The 21,903-nt window shown below is 75.2% G+C and carries 17 protein-coding genes; 4 read left to right on the forward strand and 13 right to left on the reverse strand.

The features are described from left to right. Positions 1 to 268: 268 nt before the first annotated feature. Together WMF24_RS12495 and WMF24_RS12500 are read left to right on the forward strand one after the other, a co-directional pair. Complete coding sequence (locus tag WMF24_RS12495; RefSeq protein ID WP_437736617.1) at positions 269 to 889, forward strand: type IV pilin protein; 621 nt, start codon at positions 269 to 271, stop codon at positions 887 to 889. Positions 890 to 900: 11 nt separating this feature from the next. Then, entirely contained in the window at positions 901 to 2,637 is a 1,737-nt protein-coding gene (locus WMF24_RS12500) for a pentapeptide repeat-containing protein (protein WP_437736618.1), read from the forward strand. Positions 2,638 to 3,053: 416 nt separating this feature from the next. On the opposite strand, the gene ptsP is transcribed toward WMF24_RS12500, so the two are convergent. From ptsP to dhaK, 3 genes are read right to left on the reverse strand one after another with little or no spacing between them, the layout of a single operon-like run. Next, a complete protein-coding gene (gene ptsP, locus WMF24_RS12505) occupies positions 3,054 to 5,561 on the reverse strand; it encodes a phosphoenolpyruvate--protein phosphotransferase (RefSeq protein ID WP_437736619.1) in 2,508 nt (835 codons plus the stop codon). Next, on the reverse strand, positions 5,534 to 6,211 hold the full coding sequence (gene dhaL, locus WMF24_RS12510) for a dihydroxyacetone kinase subunit DhaL (protein ID WP_437736620.1): 678 nt from the start codon (positions 6,209 to 6,211) through the stop codon (positions 5,534 to 5,536). The genes ptsP and dhaL overlap by 28 nt, the downstream gene beginning before the upstream one ends. A 3-nt stretch (positions 6,212 to 6,214) precedes the next feature. Further along, positions 6,215 to 7,216 carry a dihydroxyacetone kinase subunit DhaK gene (gene dhaK / locus WMF24_RS12515; RefSeq protein ID WP_437736621.1) on the reverse strand — a complete coding sequence of 334 codons (1,002 nt, stop codon included), beginning with the start codon at positions 7,214 to 7,216 and terminating at the stop codon, positions 6,215 to 6,217. Positions 7,217 to 7,391: 175 nt separating this feature from the next. Here dhaK and WMF24_RS12520 point away from each other — a divergent pair, with 175 nt between their 5' ends. After that, complete coding sequence (locus WMF24_RS12520; RefSeq protein ID WP_437736622.1) at positions 7,392 to 8,129, forward strand: YqjF family protein; 738 nt, start codon at positions 7,392 to 7,394, stop codon at positions 8,127 to 8,129. A gap of 124 nt (positions 8,130 to 8,253) precedes the next feature. On the opposite strand, the gene WMF24_RS12525 is transcribed toward WMF24_RS12520, so the two are convergent. The 3 genes from WMF24_RS12525 to WMF24_RS12535 all read right to left on the reverse strand — a co-directional run bounded on the left by WMF24_RS12525 (position 8,254) and on the right by WMF24_RS12535 (position 12,267). Further along, positions 8,254 to 9,207: an alpha/beta fold hydrolase gene (locus tag WMF24_RS12525; RefSeq protein ID WP_437736623.1), complete on the reverse strand. Its 954-nt coding sequence runs from the start codon at positions 9,205 to 9,207 to the stop codon at positions 8,254 to 8,256. A gap of 50 nt (positions 9,208 to 9,257) precedes the next feature. Beyond that, positions 9,258 to 10,922 (reverse strand): MXAN_6577-like cysteine-rich protein, encoded by a 1,665-nt coding sequence (locus tag WMF24_RS12530; RefSeq protein WP_437736624.1) that lies wholly within the window; start codon positions 10,920 to 10,922, stop codon positions 9,258 to 9,260. 202 nt (positions 10,923 to 11,124) lie between these two features. After that, the gene (locus tag WMF24_RS12535) at positions 11,125 to 12,267 is read right to left on the reverse strand and encodes a site-2 protease family protein (RefSeq protein ID WP_437736625.1); all 1,143 of its coding nucleotides are present in this window, start codon (positions 12,265 to 12,267) and stop codon (positions 11,125 to 11,127) included. Positions 12,268 to 12,724: 457 nt separating this feature from the next. On the opposite strand from WMF24_RS12535, the gene WMF24_RS12540 reads away from it, so the two are divergent. Then, positions 12,725 to 14,134 carry a POT family MFS transporter gene (locus tag WMF24_RS12540; protein WP_437736626.1) on the forward strand — a complete coding sequence of 470 codons (1,410 nt, stop codon included), beginning with the start codon at positions 12,725 to 12,727 and terminating at the stop codon, positions 14,132 to 14,134. 5 nt (positions 14,135 to 14,139) lie between these two features. Here the strand turns inward: WMF24_RS12540 and WMF24_RS12545 are convergent, their stop codons facing one another. The 7 genes from WMF24_RS12545 to WMF24_RS12575 form a co-directional block, all read right to left on the reverse strand. After that, positions 14,140 to 15,495 (reverse strand): hemolysin family protein, encoded by a 1,356-nt coding sequence (locus WMF24_RS12545; RefSeq protein WP_437736627.1) that lies wholly within the window; start codon positions 15,493 to 15,495, stop codon positions 14,140 to 14,142. 226 nt (positions 15,496 to 15,721) lie between these two features. Then, a complete protein-coding gene (locus WMF24_RS12550; protein WP_437736628.1) occupies positions 15,722 to 16,060 on the reverse strand; it encodes an antibiotic biosynthesis monooxygenase family protein in 339 nt (112 codons plus the stop codon). 95 nt (positions 16,061 to 16,155) lie between these two features. After that, complete coding sequence (locus WMF24_RS12555) at positions 16,156 to 17,223, reverse strand: 3-deoxy-7-phosphoheptulonate synthase (RefSeq protein WP_437736629.1); 1,068 nt, start codon at positions 17,221 to 17,223, stop codon at positions 16,156 to 16,158. A 300-nt stretch (positions 17,224 to 17,523) separates the two neighbouring features. Next, entirely contained in the window at positions 17,524 to 18,474 is a 951-nt protein-coding gene (locus tag WMF24_RS12560) for a sigma-70 family RNA polymerase sigma factor (RefSeq protein ID WP_437736630.1), read from the reverse strand. Between the two features lie 241 nt (positions 18,475 to 18,715). Then, complete coding sequence (locus tag WMF24_RS12565; RefSeq protein WP_437736631.1) at positions 18,716 to 20,095, reverse strand: RNA polymerase sigma factor; 1,380 nt, start codon at positions 20,093 to 20,095, stop codon at positions 18,716 to 18,718. Positions 20,096 to 20,170: 75 nt separating this feature from the next. Further along, on the reverse strand, positions 20,171 to 21,172 hold the full coding sequence (locus tag WMF24_RS12570) for a hypothetical protein (protein WP_437736632.1): 1,002 nt from the start codon (positions 21,170 to 21,172) through the stop codon (positions 20,171 to 20,173). Between the two features lie 180 nt (positions 21,173 to 21,352). Beyond that, a complete protein-coding gene (locus WMF24_RS12575; RefSeq protein WP_437736633.1) occupies positions 21,353 to 21,850 on the reverse strand; it encodes a hypothetical protein in 498 nt (165 codons plus the stop codon). Positions 21,851 to 21,903 lie beyond the last annotated feature (53 nt).

The raw sequence follows: 21,903 nt of genomic DNA on the forward strand, positions 1-21,903 counted from the left end.
ACCGACACGGCGCGCGCCTCGCGCGCTCACACGGCGCGCCTTGCGCGCTCACCGACACGGCGCGCGCCTTTCGCGCTCACCACCCCGCCACGCAGCGCTTACCACGCGCGCTCACCACCGCCCCACACCGCCTCTCGCGCCGCCCACGTGGGCGGCGCGCCCCCGGGACAACCGCGCTCCCCACAACACCCGACCAAACTGCGTCTCCGTGGCCGCAGGACGGGGATTCCGTCTATTCCTGGACGAACAGTCCAGTTATGAATGTACCGTGGCAAGGGATCTTCGATCGGGTGTCGACTGGACATCTCGGGGGCGGGGTCGACGGGGGTTCACGCTCGTCGAGGTGATGCTCACGGGCGGGCTCGTGGCGGTCCTGGCCGCCCTGGCCACCCAGGGCGTATCGAAATACATGGTGCTCGCCACGTCGGCCGAGGCCAAGCACACGGTCGGCGCCATCGCGCGGGCGGTCGTCGTGTCGGCCGACCGGCTCCAGGCGAACACGGGCGGCGCGGCGGCCCAGCCGCTGTGCAGCGACGCGGTCACGGTGCCCAACGCGTTTTACCGGGTGCAAGGGATCAAGTACCAGCCCGACCCCAGGCCGGGTGTGGATTACAACACGGGGAGTCCGACCGTCGGGTGGAAGTGCCTCGGATTCGAGGTCACCCACCCTCAGTCGTACCAGTATCGCTATCGGCTCGGCGGCTCGCCGATGCCGGTCTCGAAGTCGCACTGGCCGGCCGACGTGCCGCCGGAGCGCAGGTGGGCGGCCTATGCGCGCGGCGACCTGGACGCGGACGGGACGCACGCGTGGTTCGCGCTCGACGGCTACTCGAAGGACGGGCAGGTGGTGTTCGCGAGCGCGATCGGCACCATCGACCCGGACGAGTAGGCGGCGGCGCCGTGGATCACGCAGCGCTCCACAGGTTGTTCGGCGCCCTGGCCTCGCGCCGCGGCGGGGACGGCGCCGCGATCGAGCTCCCGGGCGCGGACCTCGCGGCCGCGCACCTGCCCGGCGCCGATCTGCAGGGCGCGAACCTCGCCGGCGCGCGGCTCGACGGGGCCAAGCTCGGCGGGGCGAGCCTCGCGGGGGCGCGGCTCGGCGCCGCGTCGCTCGTGAACGCCGACCTCACCGGCGCCGACCTGACCGGCGCCGATCTGCGCGGCGCCGATCTCTCGGGGGCGCAGCTCGGCCGGGCGCAGCTCGCCGCCGCGGATCTGCGCGGCGCCCGGCTGCCGCGCGCGATCTCGTCGGCGAGCTCGCTCGCGGGCGCGCGCGTCGACGCGCCGGCGTGCGCGCGCTCCGGCGTCGACGAGGGGGCGATCCTGGCGCTGGCGGGCGCGGGGGCGTCGTTCGACGACGTCGCGTCGTTCCCGTCGCCGCTGCGCGAGGCGCTCGCGGGCGCCGACGCGGGCCCCGAGGGCGCGGCGCGGAGCCGCCGGCTCGCGCCGCCCGAGTCGCAGCGGGGGAGCGCGCCGCCCGAGTCGCAGCGGGGGAGCGCGCCGCCCGAGTCGCAGCGGCTCGGGGCGGGGCCGGACTCGCGGCGGATGCCCGCTGGGCCCGAGTCGCGGCGGATGCCCGCTGGCCCCGAGTCGCGGCGGATGCCCGCTGGGCCCGAGTCGCAGCGGATGCCCGCTGGCCCCGAGTCGCAGCGGATGCCCGCTGGCCCCGAGTCGCAGCGGATGCCCGCTGGCCCCGAGTCGCAGCGGATGTCCGCGCCGCCCGGATCGCAACGGAGCCCGGCGGCGCCGTCGTCGCAGCGGGGGTCCGATGCCCCGGAGTCGCAGCGGATGTCCGCGCCGCCCGCGTCGCGCCGCCACGGCGCGGCCGCGGGGACGCCGCGCCGCCCCGCCGAGTCGGCCGAGCCGCCGCCGGGGCGGGGGCGCCGCGGCCCCGCCTCACCCGGCGCCCAGCGTCCGCCCCAGGAGGCGCCCCTGCTCGCGCGGCCGGCCGAGCTGCGCCTCGCGATCGCCGGCGGCGCGCTGCTCCTGGTCCTCGCGGCGGCCGTCGCGCTGGTGAAGGTGCCGCCCCCCGGGCTCCTCTGGGCGGCGCGCGCCGGCGGCGCCCTCGGCGCGGCGCTCCTGACCTTCGCGTTGCCGCCGTTCGGGACCGAGCGCGGCGCAGCGCGCGCGCTCGGGGCGCGCCTTGCCCTCGTCGCGCTCGCCGCGACGCTCGTCCACGGGATCGACCCGTCGCGCCTCGCGGTCTTCCGGCTGCGCGCCACGCTCTCGTCGGGCGACGCCGAGAGCCGGTCCGCCGCCGCGCGCCAGCTCGCGCGGAGCGGCCATCGCCGGTTCGACGGCCTCGACCTGTCCGGGCTCGATCTCTCCAGCGCCGACTTCACCCAGACGAGCTTCAGGAACGCGCGGCTCGCCGGGGCGAACCTGTCGGGCGCCGCGCTGATGGAGTCGACGTTCGAGGGCGCCGATCTGAGCGACGCGGACCTCCGGGGCGCCGACCTCTCCGAAACGGACGCCGACAAGGCGCAGGGCTGGGAGCTCGCCGCGTGCGACGAGGCGACGGAGCTGCCCGGCGACGGCGCGTGCGTGCTCGGACACCCGGTCCGCGCGGCGCTGCCGGTGGAGGACGCCACGGCGCGCTCCACGCTCGATGGCGCGGCGCCGGCGGGGGCGCTGTAGGAACGGCGCGTCCGCCGCCGCGGCGCGGAAAGGGCTCGTACAACCGGAAGCGGTGACAGGCAGGCAACCGGGCAGCCCTCGCGGGACCGGAAACGGTGTGCGGAGGGCAGCGCGGCAGCCCTCGCGGGACCGGAAACGGTGTGCGGAGGGCAGCGCGGCAGCCCTCGCGGGACCGGAAACGGTGTGCGGAGGGCAGCGCGGCAGCCCTCGCGGGACCGGAAACGGTGTGCGGAGGGCAGCGCGGCAGCCCTCGCGGGACCGGAAACGGTGTGCGGCAGGCAGCGCGGCAGCCCTCGCGGGACCGGAAACGGTGTGCGGAGGGCAGCGCGGCAGCCCTCGCGGGACCGGAAACGGTGTGCGGAGGGCAGCGCGGCAGCCCCCGCGCAGGCAGCGTGACAGCGAGCGCCCCCCGGCCGTCAGCCCGGCCGCCGCGCCGCCGCGCGCGCCGCGCGGGCCGCGGACGCCTCGTCGACCGCGAGCGCCTCCTCGGCGGCGGCGGCGAGCTCCGCGAACGTGGCCCCGGCGAGCGCGTCCTCCACCGCGTCGAACGCCGAGGGGCACATGCTGAGCTGCGTGACCCCGAGGCCGACGAGCAGCGGCGCGACGTCGGGATCGCCCGCGGCCTCGCCGCACACCGAGACCGGCCGCCCCGCGGCGTGCCCCGCCTCCACCACCGCGCGCACGAGCCGCAGCACGGCCGGGTGCGCCGGATCGGCCAGCGCGTGGAGCCGCGGGTGGCCGCGCTCGGCCGCGAGCGTGTGCTGCGTGAGGTCGTTGGTCCCGATGCTGAAGAAGTCGGCCTGCCGCGCGAGGCGCTCGGCCATCAGCGCCGCCGACGGCACCTCGACCATGATCCCCGTGGCCACGGGCCAGAGGTGCGGCCTGCCGGCGGCCGCGAGCGCCTCGTGCGCGCGCCCGAGCGCGGCGCGCACGGCGGTCACCTCGGCGGCGGTCGAGACCATCGGGATGAGCACGCGCACGCTGTGGCCGCGCCCCGCGACGAGGATCGCGCGGAGCTGGGCCTCGAGAAGCGCCGGCCGCGAGAGCGACAGGCGGACGCCGCGGACGCCCAGGCTGGGGTTCGTCTCGGCCTCGAGGGCGAGGTACGGAAGCGCCTTGTCGCCGCCCGCGTCCAGCGTGCGGACGACGATGGGCGCGCCGGCGAACACGGCGAACGTGTCCGCGAGCAGCGCCGCCTGCTCGTCCTCGCCGGGCTCGTCGAGCCGGCCAAGGAACGGCATCTCGGTGCGCAGCAGCCCGATGCCGCGCGCCCCGGCCTCGCGCGCGGCGCGCGCGTCCGACGGCCCGGCCACGTTCGCCCAGAGCTCGACCTCGCGGCCGCACGCGAGGCGCAGGCGGCCGTCGCGCGCGGCCGGCGGCCGCCGCGACGCGCGCTGGATCGCCCGCCGCTGCTCGATCGCGAGCGCGGTCTCGGGATCGGGATCGATCCAGACCTCGCCCGTCGCGCCGTCGAGGCCGGCGCGGGCGCCGCCCCCCTCCGGCACGAGCGCCGCGGCCCCGGCCACCGCCGGGATGCCGGCGGCGCGCAGCAGGATGGCCGCGTGCGAGGTGGGGCCGCCGCGCCGGTCGATCACGCCGAGCACGCGCGCCGCGTCGAGCCGCGCGGCCTCCGACGGCGTGAGGTCGTCGGCCACGACGACCGCCGGCGGCCCCTCGGGCAGCGTGCCCGGGGCGCCGCCGAGCAGCGCGCGCACGACGGCCTCGCCCACGTCGTGGACGTCCGCCTCGCGCGCCCGCAGGTACGGGTCCTCGAGCTGCCGGTAGATGGCGGCCGCGGCGTCGACCGACTGGCAAAAGGCCCAGGCCGCGTTGCAGCGATCCCGCGCGATGCGCGCGAGAGCCTCGTCGACGAGCGCCGGATCGCAGAGCAGCGCCTGGTGGGCCTCGAGGATGTCGCTGCCGCGCAGCGCGCTCGCGAGGTCCTGCGCCGCGAGCTCGATCGCGCGCTGCAGCCGCTCGGCCTCGGCGGCGGGGTCGTCGACCGTCGTGTCGGGGACGTCCGGGATCGACCGCTCGAGCCGGACCAGCGGGCCGAGGGCGACGCCCGGGGCGACAGGGATCGCGAGGCCCGAGACGGCGATCGACGCGGGCGCGGCCGCGGGCGCCTTGCGCTGGAGGAGCGCCGCGAGCGCGTCGACCGCCGCGGCCGCCTGCCGCCCGGCGGCGCGCAGCCGCAGCACGTCGCCGCGGCGCGCCCCGAGCGACGCGAGCGCGATGAGGCTCGCCGTCGGCACCGGGCCGCGGCCGCTCGTCACGTTCTCCAGGGTGATCGCCGCGTCGAAGCTCGCGGCGCGCGCGATGAGCTGCGCCGCCGGGCGGGCGTGCAGGCCGCTCGGGTCGGCGATCGCGACGTCGGCCGTCGCGGTCGCTGCCTTGCCGGCCGTCGCGGCCGCTGCCTTGCCGGCGGGCGCGGCCGCTGCCGCGCCCGCCTCTGCCGCGGCGGGGCGCTCGACCTCGCCGAGCTGCGCGATCTTCGCCGCGAGCGCCTGCCGCGCGTCCGCGGCGACCTGATCGACCGTGCCGCCGGCCGCCGCCCGCACCGCGGCGGCGACGGCGCCCTCCACGATCGGCCCGGCGCTGAGGCGCGTGCGCGCGCCGAGCTCCGGATCGACGAGCTCGAGCGCCGTCTCGGCGCTCAGGATCGCGCTGCCGAGGTCCATCAGCACGACGGCGCCGGCCGGCCCGCAGACGCGCTCGAGCGCCGCGGCGATCGCGGTCGCGTCGGTGCCTAGCTCGGCGCCGCCCTCGCCAGCGCCCGCCGCGCACGCGATGGCGACCGACTCACCGGTCATCTGGCGGGCCAGCGTCTCGGTGGCCTCCGCCAGCGCGCGGCTGTGCGAGACCAGCACGAGCCCGACGTGGCCCGCCGCGCCGGTCATGCGCCTGCCGTCGCGGCCAGGCACCGCAGCAGCAGCCAGCTCGACGTGGCGCCGGGGTCCTGGTGCCCGGCGCTCCGTTCCCCGAGGTAGCTCGCCCGGCCCTTGCGGGCGATGAGCGGCACGGTCGCCTCCGCCCCGGCCTTCGCCGCCTCCGCGGCGCGGGCGAGCGCCTCGGCGATCGGCGCGCCGCCGCCGCCGTCACCCCCGCCCTCGGCCCCGTCGGGCCCCGGCGCGCCCTGGGCCGCCCGGAGCGCCTCGATCGCGGGGACGAGCGCGTCGACCATCGTCTTCTCGCCGGGCGACGCCTTGCCGCGGCGCCGCACGCCGTCGAGGCCCGCCTCGAGGCAGCACGTCAGGGCCGCCAGGTCGAGCGCCGCGGCGCCGGCGGCCTTCTGGCCCGCGTCGCGGAACAGCGTGCCGTAGAGCGGCCCGCTCGCGCCGCCGACGGTCGACAGCAAGATCGTCCCGACGGCCTTGAGCAGCGCGCCGATGTCGCCGCGATCGAGGGTGTCGAGCCGGGCGCGCACCGCCGTGAAGCCGCGCGCCATGTTGACCCCGTGGTCGCTGTCGCCGATCGCCGCGTCGAGCTCGGTCAGGTACACCTTCTCGCGCTCCATCGCGTCGGCCGCGCGCTCGAGCCACGCCGCGATGTGGTCGCCGCTCAGGGTCTGCATGGCTCACGCCCCCCAGCGGAGCGCCGGCGTGTGCACGGGCGCGTCCCACCAGCGGATCATCTCGTCGTCGAGCCGGAGGAGGGTCGCCGACACGCCGGCCATCTCGAGCGACGTGATGTACGGCCCGACGAGGCTGCGCGCGACGTTGAGGCCGCGCTCGCGCGCGATCGCGTGCGCCTTGCGGTAGACGACGTAGAGCTCGATGAGCGGCGTCCCGCCCATGCCGTTGACGAACAGGAGCACGTCGTCGCCGGGCTTGAACGGCAGGTCGTCGAGGATGGGCTGCATCAGGAGCTCGGCCACGCGGTCCGCGGGCTCCATCGGGGCGCGCCGCCGGCCGGGCTCGCCGTGGATGCCGATGCCGACCTCCATCTCGCCCGCGCCGAGCTCGAACGAGGGCTTGCCGGCGTGCGGCACGGTGCAGGCGGCGAGCGCGATCCCCATGCTGCGGCCGCGCGCGTTGACGCGCCGGCACAGCGCCGCCACCTCGTCGAGCGGCCGCCCCGCCTCGGCGGCGCCGCCGCAGATCTTCTCGGCGAGGACGGTCGTCCCCACGCCGCGCCGCCCGGCCGTGTAGAGGCTGTCCTCGACCGCCACATCGTCGTTCACGAGCACGCCCTCGACCGAGATGCCCTCCTCGCGCGCGAGCTCGGCGGCCATCTCGAAATTCATCACGTCGCCGGTGTAGTTCTTGATGATGTGGAGCACGCCGGCGCCGGCGTCGACCGCCCGCGTCGCCTCGGCGATCTGATCCGGCGTCGGGCTCGTGAACACGGCCCCCGGGCAGGCGGCGTCGAGCATGCCGCGCCCGACGAACCCGGCGTGGAGCGGCTCGTGCCCGCTGCCGCCGCCCGAGACGAGGGCGACCTTGCCCTTCTCCTTCGGCGCCGCGCGCGTGACGAAGAGCGGCGCGGTGTTCACCCGGAGGAGATCGGCGTGCGCCAGCGCCATGCCCTCGACCGCCTCGCCGACGAGATCTTCCGGCGCGTTGATGAGCTTCTTCATCCTGCCCTCCGCTCCGTCCGCCTGGTCGCCGCCGGCGTCGACCGCTGCCGCCGCCGGCCGTCTTCGTCTGCTGGGTCTGCTTCGTGTTTCGTGTGCTTCCGCCGGCAGGATATCCCCATGGCGTCGCCCGCCGCGAGGGGGGATCTTTGGCCCGCGCTGCCCTATCCTCCAGGCCATGGATCGGCTCGCTCCCACGCTGCGCCCTCGCGGCCGCCCGGCAGGCTTCCAGCGCTGGCGAGAGCTGCTCTTCCTCCACTGGGAGACGCCGGTCGCCGCGCTCCGCGCCGTGGTGCCGCCCGGCCTCACGCTCGACACCTTCGAGGGCAGGGCCTACGTCGGCGTCGTCGCCTTCACGATGCGCGACGTCACCCCGTGGTGGTCGCCGAGCGTGCCGGGGATCTCGAACTTTCACGAGCTCAACGTCCGCACCTACGTGCACCGGGACGGCCGGGACCCCGGCGTGTGGTTCTTCAGCCTGGACGCGGCCAAGGCGATCGCGGTGATGATCGCCCGGGCGGGATGGCATCTGCCGTATCACTTCGCCTCGATGGACATCGAGGCGCGGGGCGGCGAGGTCCAGTATCGAAGCGAGCGGCGCTGGCCCGGCCCCGTGCCCGCGCGCTTCGAGGCGCGCTACCGCGTCGGCGAGCCCATCGGCACCGCGGCGCCTGGGACGTTCGAGCACTTCCTCGCCGAGCGTTACCTGCTGTTCGCCGCGCACCGGGGCGAGCTCCGGGTCGGCCAGGTGCACCACGCGCCCTATCCGCTCCACCGGGCCGAGGTGAGCCACGTCGAGGAGAGCGTCGTCGCCGCGGCCGGCCTGCCCGCGACCGAGGGGGCGCCGCACGTGCTCTACAGCCCTGGTGTCGACGTCGACATCTTCGCGCTCGGGCCCGCCGCGCCGCCTGGGTGAAGCGGCGCCGGGACCCGCTCCGCGGCGGCGCGCTCGCGCGTCGGTGCGGCGCGCTCGCGGCTCAGTGCGGCGCGCTCGCGGCTCAGTGCGGCGCGCTCGCGCGTCGGTGCGGCGCGCTCGCGGCTCAGTGCCGCTCGAGCCAGTGGATGACCTGGGACTCCAGGCCCGGCACGGCCCCGAACCCGAGGCTCAGCGTCTGCGGGAAGCCGACGTGCCCGCCGAGCTCGAGCCACTGGACGTCGAGGAGCGGCGACACCGGGTAGGCCTCGAGCACCGGTCGCACCGTGTCGAGCGGCACCATCGGATCGGCCTCGGTGGCGACGAGCAGCGACGGGACGCCGAGATCGCGCAGGCGCGGGGCCGCGCTCTCGCGCGCGTAGTACGCCTCGGGGCTCTCGTAGCCGAACCAGCGCGTCATGATGCGCCGGTCCCACTCGCGGATCGTGCGGATCGCGAGCGCCTCGCGCAGGGGCAGGGGCACGTCGCGGCAGGACGCCACGGCCGCGTACATCTCCTTCAGCCCCGACAGCACGTGGCGGCGGTACAGCCAGCGCTCCGGCCTGTCGATCGCGGCGACGGACCGCGCGAGATCGAGCGGCGGGCAGATGGCCGCCACGGCGCGCAGCCGCGGGTCGTGCGCGCCGGAGGCGGCGTAGCGGAGCGCGAGGTGCCCGCCGATCGAGTAGCCGACGAGGAGCACGCGCTCGTACCGGGCCAGCTCGGGGGAGGCGATGGCGGCGTGCAGGTCGGAGAACAGGCCGGCGTGGTAGATGCCGGCCCCGTCGCCGCCGGCGCCGCGGAGGTTGATGCGGAGCGACGCGAGCCCGGCGCGCTCGGCCTCCGCGGCGGCCGAGACCACGTAGTAGCTCTCGGCCGTGCCGCCGAGCCCGTGCACGACGACGAGGATCGCCCGCGCGCCGTCCCGGTGGCGGATCCTGCCGAGCAGCCGGACGGGCCCCGCAGGAGACTCGTCGACGTGGACCGAGAAGGGGGAGGACGGGGGGAGCGCGGGGGCGCGAAGCTGATGCTTGAGCCAGGGAGCGATCGTCCAGAAGTGCCCGTGGAGGATGCGCCGCATCGGCGCGGTCCTACCACGGGCGGCGCAGCGCTTCTAACGCGTCCGCGCGCTCACGGGCACGCGATCTCGTCGGTCCCGGCGCAGTCGAGCGGGCACTCGTTGCAGAGGGCGCAGGTGAGGGCCGCGTCGAAGATCGCGGCGCTCTCCGGGTCCCCCGTCCTGCAGGCGTCGCACTCCGCGCCCGGGCGGCACGTGCGGATGCAGCTCACGTACTCGAGGCAGGCCTCGCTGTCGGTGCACGCCCGGAGCTCGTCCGCGCAGTTGCCCTCGAACGCGCACGCCACGCACCCCTCGGTGGAATCGCCGCACACGCCCCTGCCGTCGCAGACGGGCGGCGGGACGGCCCGCCGGATGTTGAGCGTGAACGCGCCCGCCGACGTGTCGCGGGAGCCGTCCACCATGACCACGACGGTCTGGCCCGCCTCGAGCCGCACCGTGACCTCCGACTGCTCGACCTCGGTGTCGTCGTTGCACCCGAGCTGGGGCCCCCGGCAGAACCCGTCGCGCACGTGGATCACCGTGTCGAACGCGGAGCCATACGTGTCGAACACGTAGTCGCCGGTGACCGGCGCCGTGAACGCGTACCCCGCGTCGGGGCTCTCCGCGACGCCGCACTCCGCCGTCGCGGTCGGGCTCGCGCTGTTGGGCCGGCCGACCGTGCTGCCGGTGATCGTCAGCGGCACCGCGGACTCGAGCGTGCCCGCCGGGCAGCTCGGGGCGCTCTGCCGCGTGATGCTCAGCTCGAAGGTGCCCGTCTCGCCGTCGGCGCCGTCGACGACGATGAAGACGGTCTGGCCCATGGCCAGGTCGGCCGTGACGACCGCGGCGCCCGGGTCGGCGCTGCAGGCGAGCTCGGAGCAGCCCGCCGCGTCGAGCAGGGCGAGGACGACGTTGTACCCCGAGCCCGTGCTGTCGAACGAGTAGACGCCCGCGGTCGCGGCGGTGAACGAGTAGATGCGCTCGCTCGAGCTCGTGGCCACGCACGTGGGGGCGTAGGTGCTCGACCCGCCGGCCGTCGTGCCGTTCACGATCTGAGGCACCGCGCTGCCGAGGTCGCGGCCCGGGCCGACCGTGCACGCGCACATCCCGGACTGGCAGACCTGCGAGGCGTTGCACTCGGTGCCGCATTCGCCGCAGTTCGCCTCGTCCGTCTCGGTGTCGACGCACTCGCCGCCGCAGGTCGTGAGCCCCGAGCCGCATGCGTCCTCGTCCTGGCAGACGCCGTCCTCGCAGGTCTGCCCGTCGTCGCACGCGTTGCCGCAGCCGCCGCAGTGCGCCTCGGCGGTCTCGGTGTCGACGCACGCGCCGCCGCAGGTCGTGAGCCCCGAGCCGCACTCGTCCTCGTCCTGGCAGACGCCGTCCTCGCAGGTCTGCCCGTCGTCGCAGGCGCTGTTACAGCCCCCGCAGTGCGCCTCGTCGCTCTCGAGATCGAAGCAGCCGTCGCCGCACGCCGTCTGGCCGTCGTCGCAGCCGACGCAGGCGCCCTCGACGCAGGTCTGGCCGTCCTCGCAGGCGATGCCGCAGCCGCCGCAATGGTCGTGATCGTACGACGTGTCGACGCAGACGTCATCGCACGAGGCGAGCGGCGCGGCGCACGTGGGCGGGGTGGTGATGCCGCCGTCCGAGCACGACGCCACGGAGGCGAGCACCGCCGCGGCGAGCCAGAGCAGGGTGTACGTCGGCGCGAGCCTGGAGCGCGATCTGACCTTTTGCATGAGCCTTCCCTCGGCAGAGATGCCGGCGACGGGGGTCGTGAAGAGCAGCTACCGGGAGGATACGCCGATGGCCTTCCAGGCTGTCAATGCTCGCGGGCGCGCGAACGCGGCTCGCGGGCGCGCGAAGACGGCTCGCGCGCGGCGCTCGCCGTCATGCGTCACGGCCGCGGCGGCCCCGCGGCTGTCTCGCGTCGCGCGCGCCTCAGGTCCACTGCGTGCGCGGCGCCGCCGACGACGCCGCGCCGCCCAGCCGCGAGGCCGGAAGGAACTGGAGGAGCGTGAGCGCCTCGGCCACGTCGTCGCGGCCGATGAGGCCCAGGTATCGCTCACCGTCGTACACCGCGACCACAGGGGCGCCCTTCTCGGACATGAGCCGCGCCACCTCGTCGAGCGAGCGCTCGGCGTCCACGCGGACGACGTCGCGCCGCATGATCCCGGCGACGTAGGCGCTGCCCGCGCCCTCGGCGAGCGCGCGGATCACGTCGGCGCGCGTCAGGACGCCGATCGGCTCCCCCTCGAGCAGGACGGCGAAATCGGACTGGTACGTCGTGAGGATGTGCTCGGCGGCGTCGTGAACGCGGTCGCAGGGCGCGAGGGCGATCGCGCGGCGGTTGTAGGCGCGCCCGACGGGGACGCCGCCGAGGACCGAGCTCGCGCGCTCCGCGGCCCGCTCCTGCGCGGCGCCGAGGAAGACGATCACCGAGATGAAGGCGAGCACGAGGTGGCCGGTGAACACGGCGACGGCGAACAGGCCGACGGCGATGACCTGCCCGATGACGGAGGCCGCGGACGTCGCGCGCGCCTGGCCGACGGCCATCGACAGCCCCGCCCGGAGCACGCGCCCGCCGTCGAGGGGCAGGGCGGGGATCATGTTGAACAGCGCGAGCGCCACGTTGGCGCCGAGGAGCCAGAGGACCGCCGTCGGCAGCGAGGGGGTCGAGGCCGCCGACCCGAGCTCCGAGAGCGCCGGGAGGAAGCCGAAGAGGCCGCTCGCGACGAGGAGCAGCGCGGCGAGGACGACGTTCACGGCGGGGCCGGCGAGCGCGATGAGCAGCTCGTGGAGCGGCTTCTGCGGGCGGCCCGAGAGCATGGCGACGCCGCCGATGGGCAGGAGCAGGATCTCGCGCACCGTGAGCCCGAAGCGCCGGGCCACGAGGCTGTGACCGAGCTCGTGCAGGGCCACGCAGGCGAAGAGCGCCAGCATCAGCGCGGCGCCGAACAGCGCCCCCCGGGCGCCGTGGCGGCCGCTCCACTGCAGCGCGCCGACGGCGAGGATGAGGCCGAACGTCGCGTGCACGTTGACGTCGATTCCGGCGACCCGGGCGACCCTGAATGACCACTTCATCTGTCTGGCTCCTGCTGGATGCGCGCGAGCGGCGCGTCACGGAGCGGGAGACGCCGACGACCGCGCGCCGGGCGGTCGGCCGCGTCGCCTGGTCATGAAATCTCTCGATGCCTGCTCGACGATCCTCGGGTGATAAAAGCAATGCGCGTACCGCGCTTCACGGCGCCGCAGGCCGGGGCGCGGCGGCGTCTCCGCGGCGTGGCGCCGCAGCGGGGCATTTCGCACCGGGCCGCGGGGTCGCGCTGTGGGCGCGGGAACATCTGGAGAGCGCGCCCCGACGCGGCGACGCGGGCAGGCGCGGCGCGCCCGTGAGGGCCGCTCCACGCCCGCCGCTCTGTCCGCCGCCGTGCGCGGCGCTCGCCGCCCACAACGGCTCTTTCCGGGACGGGAGCGGGGGCCGCGGATTGCCGGGGCGCGGGCGGCGGTCTACACGGCGAGGCGCGCGCGAGGGCCTGCCATGACGCAAACCGCTTCGAGCACGGACAAGTTCCCCCCGCAGATCAAGTACATCATCGGCAACGAGGGGTGCGAGCGCTTCAGCTTCTACGGCATGAAGAACATCTTAACGTTCTTCATGATCAACTACATGTTGATCCACGAGCACGTGGCGAAGGCCAATTACCACCTGTTCGTGAGCGCCTGCTATTTCTTCCCGCTCCTCGGCGGCTTCCTCTCCGACCGCTTCCTCGGCAAGTACCGGACGATCCTCTGGCTCTCGCTCGTCTACTGCGCGGGGCACGCGTGCCTCGCGATCTTCGAGGAGAGCCCCACCGGCTTCTACGCTGGGCTCGCGCTCATCGCCCTCGGCTCGGGCGGGATCAAGCCGTGCGTCTCGGCGCACGTCGGCGACCAGTTCTCGGAGGAGAACAAGCACCTCGTCAAGCACGTGTTCGCCCTCTTCTACTGGATCATCAACTTCGGATCGTTCTTCGCTTCGGCGCTGATCCCGAAGACGCTCGAGTGGTTCGGGGCGCGGGTGGCGTTCGGGATCCCCGGCGGGCTGATGCTGGTCGCGACGCTCGTGTTCTGGATGGGGCGCGACAGGTACGTCCACGTGCCCCCGACCGGCAAGAACCCGCACTCGTTCCTCCGCGTCCTCCGGGACGCCGCCCGGGGCCGGCGTGACGGGGACGGCGACGCCGGGCGCGGGCACTTCCTCGACGCGGCGCGCGGCAGGCACCCCGAGGGCGCGATCGAGGGGGCCAGGGCCGTCCTGCGGGTGATGACGATCTTCGCCCCGATCCCCGTGTTCTGGGCGCTGTTCGACCAGAAGGGGTCGACCTGGGTCGTGCAGGCGACGCGCATGGATCTCGAGGTCCTCGGCCACCGGCTCGCCCCGGCGCAGCTCATGGCGCTCAACCCGCTGCTCGTGATGCTGATCATCCCGTTCAACACGATGATCCTGTACCCGGCCCTCGAGCGGCGGGGGTTCCGGCTCTCGGCGCTCGGCCGCATGACGGCGGGCATGGCGACCGCGGGGCTCTCGTTCGTCGCGGTCGCCGCCATCGAGCTCGCGATGACCTCGGGCGGCCGGCCCAGCGTGCTCTGGCAGGCCGGGCCTTACGTGCTCATCACGTTCGCCGAGGTGCTCGTGTCCACCACGGGCCTCGAGTTCGCCTACTCCCAGGCGCCGCGCGAGATGAAGAGCACCATCATGAGCTTCTGGAACCTCACCGTGACCGTGGGCAACCTGATCACCGCGGGCGTCGCGGCGCTCAACGTGTTCACGGGCGCGATGCAGTACCTGTTCTTCGCGGCGCTCATCTTCGTCGCCGCCGTCGTGTTCGGGCTCCTCGCGCGGCGCTACGTGGTGGTCGACTACTTCCAGCGGAGGTCCGCCGGGGCCGCGCCGGCGCCCGCCGCCTGACGCGCTCAGCCCTCGCCGCCGCGCGCCTCGTCGTCGAGGTCGTCCGGGGGCGGCGGCGGGACGCGGACCCGCACCGTGCGGATCTGCCGGGGGCTCGCGTCGACGATGTGGAGCTCCGCCCCGTCCGGGGTCGTCACGACGTCGCCCGGCGCGGGGATGCGCCGGGCGAGCCCCATGCAGAGGCCGGCGACCGTGGACCAGCGCGCGTCGTCCGGCAGCGCGATGTCGAGCTGCCGGCTCAGCTCGTGGACCGGCATGTCCCCGGGCACGAGCGCCGACCCGTCCGGCTCGCGCTGGATCGTCTCCTGCGATCGCGCGTGCGCCTCGTTCTCGGCGAAGATCTCGCCGACGAGCTCCTCGACGAGGTCCTCCATCGTGACGATGCCGATCATGCCGCCCAGCTCGTCGACGACGACGGCGAGCTGGAGCCGGCGCCGCTTCATCTCGGCGAGCAGATCGACGGCCGGCATCGACCCGATCACGAAGTACGCGGGGCGGAGGACGCTCTCCAGCGAGAACTGCCCGTCGCTCCACAGGAGCGCGAGCACCTCCTGGATCGTGACGTAGCCGATCACGTTGTCGGCCGAGCCCTCGTAGACCGGCATCCGCGTGTGGCCGTGATCCAGCACGGTGCGCTGCACCTCCGCCGCGGTCGCCCCGCGCGGCAGCGCCACGACGCGGCCGCGCGGGAGCATCACCTGGAGCGCGGTGAGCCCGGCGAAATCGAGGGCGCGGGAGGCGATCTCGCCGGCGCGCTTGTCGACGGAGCCCGCCTCGGCGGCGTCGTCGACGATCTGCTGGATCTCCTCGGGCGAGATGCGCGCCTCGACGAAGTTCGTGCGGTCGCCGAAGAGCCGCAGCACCAGGTTCGAGCTCGCCGTGAGCAGCCAGACGAGCGGGCGGGCGAGCGACGACAGACCGCGGAGCGGCGGGCCGACGAGCATCGCGTACGGCTCGGCGCTCCGGAGGGCGAGCGACTTCGGGACGAGCTCGCCGAGGACGAGCGAGAGGAAAGAGACGAGCGCGACGACCGCGGCGAGCGCGAGCTCCTCCCCGGCGTCCCCGATCCACGGCACGGCCTGGAGCACCGGCGTGAGCTCCCGCGCCAGGGTCGACCCGCCGAAGGCGCTCGCGGTCGCGCCGACGACGGTGATGCCGATCTGCACCGTGGCGAGGAAGCGCTCGGGGTTGTCCCGGAGCCGCTTCACCGCGCGCGCCCGGCGGCTCCCCGACTGCACGAGCTGGTCGAGCCGCGTCTTGCGGAGGGTGACGACCGCGATCTCGGCGCCCGCGAAGATGCCGTTCACGAGCACGAGGGCCAGGATGACGAGGAGCTCCGAGGCGATGGCGGTTCCTTCCAAGATGCTCCGGGTGCATAGCAAGTCGTGCGCCGGCGCGGCAGGGGGCGCGCGCGTCGGCGAGCGACCGTGGCTGGGCGCGCCGCGCCGCGCCGCGAGCGCACAGCGCCGTCCATGCGTCCGTCCACGCGACAGGCGGGCGCTACGGATCCGGCGCGCGCCGCCCGGCTCCCTGGCCCGCGGCGCGCGGGGCCGGCGCGCGGGGCCGGCGCGCCGCCTTCGGCCCGGCTCAGGCGCGCTGCCGGTCGGCGCCGTACGCGCGCTCGACGCGGCAGACGCGCACCTCGTAGGCCTCGTACCAGTCCGCGCGCCCGCGCGCCTGCGCGGCGCGGTGCTCCTCGTGCTGCCGCCACGCCCGGATCGACTCGAGGTCGCGCCAGTAGGAGACCGTGATCCCGTGGCCGTCGGCCGAGCGCACGCTCTCGATGCCGAGGAAGCCGGGCTGTTCCCGGGCGAGGGCCTCCATGCGCTCGCCCGTCGCGCCGTAGCCGTCGTCTCCGGGCGTGCGGCGCGAGGTGAAGATGACGGCGTAGTAGGGGGGATCGAGGTCGGGGCAGGGGAACCGCATGCCCCATGATGCCGCAACCCGGGCGGGCCGCGCAGCAACCCCGGCGGGCCGCGCAGCGACCCGGGCGGGCCGCGGCGCAGGCCAGCGCGCCGGGATCAGGCGGCCTTGCTGGCCCGCCGGTCGCGCACCGCCTGGGCGAGCAGATCGAGCACGGGCACGGTGTCGTCCCAGCCGAGGCACGCGTCGGTGATGCTCTGGCCGTAGGTGGGGAGCTTGCCCGGCGCGAGATCCTGCCTGCCGCCGACGAGGTGGCTCTCGATCATCACGCCGAGGATGTCCCGCGAGCCGGAGCGGAGCTGGTCGGCGAGGCTCTCGGCCACGGACCGCTGGCGCGCCGGATCCTTCTGGCTGTTGCCGTGGCTGCAGTCGACCATGAGCCGGCGCGGCAGGCCCGCCTTGGTCAGGCGGTCGGCGGCCTCGCGGACCTGCTCCGGCGCGTAGTTCGGCCCGCGCTGCGAGCCGCGCAGGATCACGTGGCACGCGGGGTTGCCGCGCGTGGCCACGATCGCCGAGATCCCCTGCTTCGTCACGGACAGGAAATGGTGCGCCTCGCGCGCGGCCCGCACGGCGTCGACGGCGATCTGGACGTCGCCCTCGGTGCTGTTCTTGAAGCCGACGGGGCACGACAGGCCGGAGGCGAGCTCCCTGTGGATCTGGCTCTCGGTCGTGCGCGCGCCGATCGCCCCCCAGGAGATGAAGTCGGCGATGAACTGCGGCGAGATCGTGTCGAGGAACTCGGTCGCGCTCGCGAGCCCGAGCTCGGCGATGTCGCGGAGCAGGCCGCGGGCGACGCGGAGCCCCTTGTTGATCGAGAAGCTCCCGTCGAGGTCGGGGTCGTTGATGAGCCCCTTCCAGCCGACCGTGGTGCGCGGCTTCTCGAAGTAGACGCGCATGATCACGAGCAGGTCGTCGCTCAGCCGGTCGCGCTGCTCGCGGAGCCGCGCGGCGTACTCCAGGGCGGCCTTGGGGTCATGGATCGAGCAGGGGCCCACCACCACGAGGAGCCGGTCGTCCTCGCCCGAGATGATGCGCTCGGCGGCCTTGCGCGCGAACGCGACCGTCTCCGAGGCCGCGGGGCTGACGGGGATCTCTTCGATAAGGATCGCGGGGGGGATCAAGGGCCTCAGCCCTGCAATACGAAGGTCGTCGGTCGAGTAGTACATCGTTGAGGTTCCAGCATAGCGCGTTGCGATATGCCCCGACTACCTGCGCGTTGGACGGACGCGCTTTCTGGCGGTCGTCGCCCGACTGTCTTCTGTCTGTCGCCCGGTCTCGATCGGGGCCGAGCGGTTCCGATCCGCCTGAAGATTTCTCGGGGCGCCCGCGGGCTGCCGGCGCGTCCCTGGCGCTCGGTTCGTCGCCGGATCGCGCCGATTTTTGCCGGTTCTGGCGGGTTCTGGTGATTTTCGGCCGGATCCCGGCCGGAGCGGGCGGGCGCGCCTGCCGTCGCCGTGCGCGGCGGCTCACGCGTCCGCCGGCGCGTGCAGCTGCTCGGCGCCGCGCCTCGGGCGGAGCGGGCCGCCGCCCGGAAACGGCTGGCGGGGCGCCGCGGCGGGCCCTGGGGTCGCGTGGGTCGCGCGGGCGGATCGCCCGGGCGGCGCGGCCGATCGCGCGGCGGGCTCGCGGGCGGCGCGCGCTGCGGGTCGCGCTCCGGGCTCGCCGGCAGTGCGGCCTGCGGGTCGCGCTACGGGTCGCGCAGCGGGCTCGCCGGCGGTGCGGCCTGCGGGTCGCGCTGCGGGCTCGCCGGCGGTGCGGCCTGCGGGGCGCGCTGCGGGCTCGCCGGCGGTGCGACCTGCGGGGCGCGCTGCGGGCTCTCCGGCGGCGCGCGCTTCGGGGCGAGGCGGTCGCCGGCGCTTCGGCTCTGCACGCGGCTCCTCCAGCTCCGCGCGCAGCGCGGCGATCGCGCGCGTGCGCCACTTGTAGGCCGTCGACAGGGGAATGCCGTGCTGCTCCGCGACGATCGCCATCGGCACGCCTTCGATGTCGTGCTCGATCAAGATCCGCTGCTCCTCCGCCTGGAGCGAGCCGAGGTGCGACAGGATGAGCGAGCGGGTCTGCTCCGCGTCCATCTGCTCCTCGGCGTTCGGCCGCTCATCGGCGACGCGCGGGGGCCCGCCGGAGGACAGCTCCTCGCGCCGGTGGTGCGCCCGGTCGCGGTAGTGGGCGGCCACGTGCACCGTGATCCTGTTGAGCCACCGCTCCGGCCGCGCGCGCAGCGGATCGTACGTGGGGAAGCTCTGGTATCCCGCAAGGAAAACGTCCTGGAGGATGTCTCGCCTGTCGCGGCGGGGGACCCCGAGCCGCTTGAGCCAGTTCCAGACAGCGTCGTAAGTCTTGCCCCGGAAGAGCCGGACGAAGGCGCGCTGTCGATCCAGCGGCATCAGCGGAGCGGAGGTGCGGTGCGGTTGTCCCATGCCCGCTTGGTTAGGTGGAGCCGATCTCCCATCTCAAAGAAACGTCATCACCCCCTGAAAAAGGTCCTTCTGTGCGCGCCCGATCGCCGGCGCTTCCCCCCGCAATCGCCATGGACGTGTGACCTCCGCGCGACAGCGCGGAGGAGCGTGAGGGCGCCCGGCAAAGAGGGCTCGGCGCTCTCCTGGTGTCATGGCGGTCTTCTGATCTGGATCGCTGCGCCGGACGCGGCCGCGCGTCGATCTAGAATGCCGTGGAGGGCGGACTCGTCGCGGCCCTCGCGCGGAGCGCGCGCAACGCCGCGTTCCTCTCGGCGGTCAGGCGGCCGACGGGGAACCGATTCCCATGCTCGATGAGGAGGCGGTTCGCCTCCGCGTGGTGTCCTCTCGCGAACGCCGCGATCGCGCCGTCGATGAGGGCGCGCTCCGCGGCGATCTCCTGATCCCTCGCGGCGGCGGCGCGCGCAGCGGCCGTGGGCGGGGCCGCGCCGCCGGCTGAACGGAGCGCGGCCCCTCGCGCGGAGAGCGCCGCGCCGCCCGCTCGCGCGACCGCGGCGGAGGCGCTCGCAACGCCAGCGCCTGCGCCGCCCCGCGGGACGTCCAGCGCCGCCGCGGCGTTCGGCGGCGGCGCTGCGCCTGCGGGCGGCGGCGCTGCGCCTGCGGGCGGCGGCGCTGCGCCTGCGGGCGGCGGCGCTGCGCCTGCGGGCGGCGGCGCTGCGCCTGCGGGCGGCGGCGCTGCGCCTGCGGGCGGCGGCGCGACCGCGGCCATGGCGGGCGCGGTCGCGCCGTGCGGTCCGGCGGGGGCCCGGGGCACGGCGGCGTACAGCGCGCCCAGCACGATCGCGAGCGACACCGCGGCGCCTGCCAGCGGGACGGCCACGCCCGCGGCAGCGTGGAGCGCGCCGGCCCGCGCGGGGGCGCCGCCTGCGAAGGCGGACCGCCGCGGCCAGAGCGCGCCGCGGGCGCGGCGGTAGAGCCGCGCGAGCAGCGTGCCCGCGGCGTCGCGACCGGCGCGCGCCTCCTGCACCAGCGCGCCGGCGCCGAAGGGGATGAGCGCGAGGCCGCGGCCGCGCTGCCGCGCCTGCCACCGCCGCATCGCCGCCTCGATGTCGAGCCAGGCGAGCCGGTGCCGGCTCCACGCGGTGCTGAGGGGGATCGAGAGCTGCTGCGCGATCTCGGCCATGTCGATCTCCTCGATCTCGTGGGCGACGAACACGCAGCGGCGCTCCAGCGGCACCTCCTCGAGCAGCTTGTCGAGCACGCCGCGCCGGTCCCTCGCGATCGCGCGCTGCTCGGAGTCGGGGGTCGCGTCGGGGAGCGCCTCGAGGTCGTCGAGCGGCCGGAGGCGCTCGCGCCGGCGGTGGGCTCGCCGGAAGTGGTTCGACGCCTGGTGGGTCGCGATGCCCATGAGCCACGACCGCACGCTGCCCCGGCTCGGATCGAACCGCGGCAGCGCGCGGTAGGCACCGGCGAGCACCTCCTGGGCGACATCGTCGATGTCCTGCGCGCGGACCCCGAGGCGCGCGAGGTAGCGGGCGATGAACGAGAAGTGCTCGTCGGTGATCGCCGCCATCAGGGCGTGGGAAGGTTCCTCGGACGTGCTCTTGCGTGACGCTGCCCCCATCTGTTTCCCCCTCGTCCCTCGTTCCCTTTCGTTCCCCCCTCGAGCGCCGAGGCGCTGCCGTCGCGAAGAAGCCTGTCAGTGCGGTGCCCACGGCCCCCGAGCGAGCTCAGCGCGCGGCGGGCGCGCCCCGCGCACCGCGCTGAGGCTGACGTCGAGCCGGAGACCGACGAGCCCGCCAACCGCGGGCGGCGCCCAGAGGACGGCTGTCGGGGTCTCTATGCGGAACTCCGAGAGACGGAGCACGATGTCTCCGTAGGCCTGGACGGTGAACAGACGGCTGAGCCGCATCTCGAAGCCGGCGCGCGGCCCCGTGGCGAGCCAGAGCGCCGATGCCTCGTTGATCGCGACGTCCGTGGCGGCGGTCGTCACGACCCCGATCGACACGAAGGCGCACGCGAAGAGGTGACTCGCCCGGGTGCACGGCACCGCGCTCGCCGTGGCGAGCCAGGTCGCGACGGATCCCCGGTCGACCTTCATCTCGGCGGGCCACTGGGCGCTGCCCTCCACGCCGAGCGAAAAGGAGGGATAGCGGAGCGCGAGGTGGAGCCCCGCTCCCGGGGTCGTGTCCTGCAGGAGCCCGAACACCGAGGCCAGCGCGAGCCCGGCCGTGAGGTCGGGCCCTGCGGCGGGCGGGGGCAGCTCGGCCGCGGCCTCCACGGGCGACGAGAGCGGCAGGGGCGGCGCGGACGGCGAGAGCGCTGGGTCGAGCGCGGGCTGCACGCGCAGGCGCGGATCGAGCGCGACGCGCAGCGAGAGCGCCATGTTCATGACGAGCTCCGTGCAATCGTCGTTGTAGGCGACCAGGTGGCGCGACCAGGTGACGGCGCCCTCCGCGTCGTGGATCTCCAGGGTCGCGTGCACCTCCCGGCCGGGGCCGCGGAAGATGAGCGTCCTGGCCTGCAGCGCCGCCGAGGGCTCCACCGGGTCGTAGCCGAGCTGCCGGGCCATCTCCTCGCGCAAGAGCTCCTCGCCGGGGCAGCGCTCGGTCCCCGGCGCGCGCCGCACCTCGAGCTCCACCGCGACCCGCGGCGGCGCGGCCGCGGCGCGCCACGGCGAGAGCAGGGCTGTGGCCGCCACGGCCAGGCACGCCGGCCCGAGGGCCCTCGGCCGCCTCGGCGCTGCTCTGCCGGTCCCGGTGTTCCTCGCTGGTGTTGCTGACATGATGCTCATCGCGGCGTGATGACGCGCTCGTCCAGGCCAGGGTTCGAGAACGAATCGGCCGCATCACCCCCCCGGAGACGCGGCCATGTGCCTCCGCTACAGCGCGTCCACGGGCAGCACCACCCCGACGCCCACCACCGCGGAGAGCGGCGGGACCTGCCATATCTCCCTGTTGTTCACCCACAGCGATGGACGGCTGTGGTTCGTGCGCAGCTCGGCGAACCCGCGCAGCGACAGGTGGTCGGAGAACGGCCAGTCTCCGGCGGCCCGCAGCCCGACCGAGCTGACCCACGGCTTGCGCGTCTGGATGCGGACATCCGGATCGCTCGATATCTGCAGCTCGCCGGCGTCGAAGACGGCGCACACCGAGAGGACCCCGCGGTGACCGCAGAGGTCGAGCGCCGGCATCGCGAGGCTCGCGTGCACGACGACGCCATCGGCGAAGGTGTCCGCCAGCGAGGTGAGCATGCGCGCCTCGACGGAGATCGACAGGCTCGGCCAGCGGAACGTCGTCGCGAACGACGCCCCTCCGGCGATCGCGGGCAGGAGTCCCGCCGCGAGCAGCGGGGACGCGGAGAGCTCGCCGCGCACCATCTGATCTTCCTCCTGCGTCTCCCGTTGCGCTTGCTGCGGTTCCCGTCGTGATT

Origin of the sequence: Sorangium sp. So ce1335 (assembly GCF_051521615.1) — a bacterium.
GTDB lineage: Bacteria > Myxococcota_A > Polyangia > Polyangiales > Polyangiaceae > Sorangium.

What these genes read in the sequence shown, in the direction of transcription:
- WMF24_RS12540 (WP_437736626.1), top strand. Translation starts at nt 12,725, where the DNA reads ATGACGCAAACCGCTTCGAGCACGGACAAGTTCCCCCCGCAGATCAAG.
- WMF24_RS12560 (WP_437736630.1), bottom strand. Translation starts at nt 18,474, where the DNA reads ATGGGACAACCGCACCGCACCTCCGCTCCGCTGATGCCGCTGGATCGA.
- WMF24_RS12550 (WP_437736628.1), bottom strand. Translation starts at nt 16,060, where the DNA reads ATGCGGTTCCCCTGCCCCGACCTCGATCCCCCCTACTACGCCGTCATC.
- dhaL (WP_437736620.1), bottom strand. Translation starts at nt 6,211, where the DNA reads ATGCAGACCCTGAGCGGCGACCACATCGCGGCGTGGCTCGAGCGCGCG.
- WMF24_RS12520 (WP_437736622.1), top strand. Translation starts at nt 7,392, where the DNA reads ATGGATCGGCTCGCTCCCACGCTGCGCCCTCGCGGCCGCCCGGCAGGC.
- WMF24_RS12565 (WP_437736631.1), bottom strand. Translation starts at nt 20,095, where the DNA reads ATGGGGGCAGCGTCACGCAAGAGCACGTCCGAGGAACCTTCCCACGCC.
- WMF24_RS12535 (WP_437736625.1), bottom strand. Translation starts at nt 12,267, where the DNA reads ATGAAGTGGTCATTCAGGGTCGCCCGGGTCGCCGGAATCGACGTCAAC.
- dhaK (WP_437736621.1), bottom strand. Translation starts at nt 7,216, where the DNA reads ATGAAGAAGCTCATCAACGCGCCGGAAGATCTCGTCGGCGAGGCGGTC.
- WMF24_RS12530 (WP_437736624.1), bottom strand. Translation starts at nt 10,922, where the DNA reads ATGCAAAAGGTCAGATCGCGCTCCAGGCTCGCGCCGACGTACACCCTG.
- WMF24_RS12575 (WP_437736633.1), bottom strand. Translation starts at nt 21,850, where the DNA reads ATGGTGCGCGGCGAGCTCTCCGCGTCCCCGCTGCTCGCGGCGGGACTC.
- WMF24_RS12555 (WP_437736629.1), bottom strand. Translation starts at nt 17,223, where the DNA reads ATGTACTACTCGACCGACGACCTTCGTATTGCAGGGCTGAGGCCCTTG.
- WMF24_RS12525 (WP_437736623.1), bottom strand. Translation starts at nt 9,207, where the DNA reads ATGCGGCGCATCCTCCACGGGCACTTCTGGACGATCGCTCCCTGGCTC.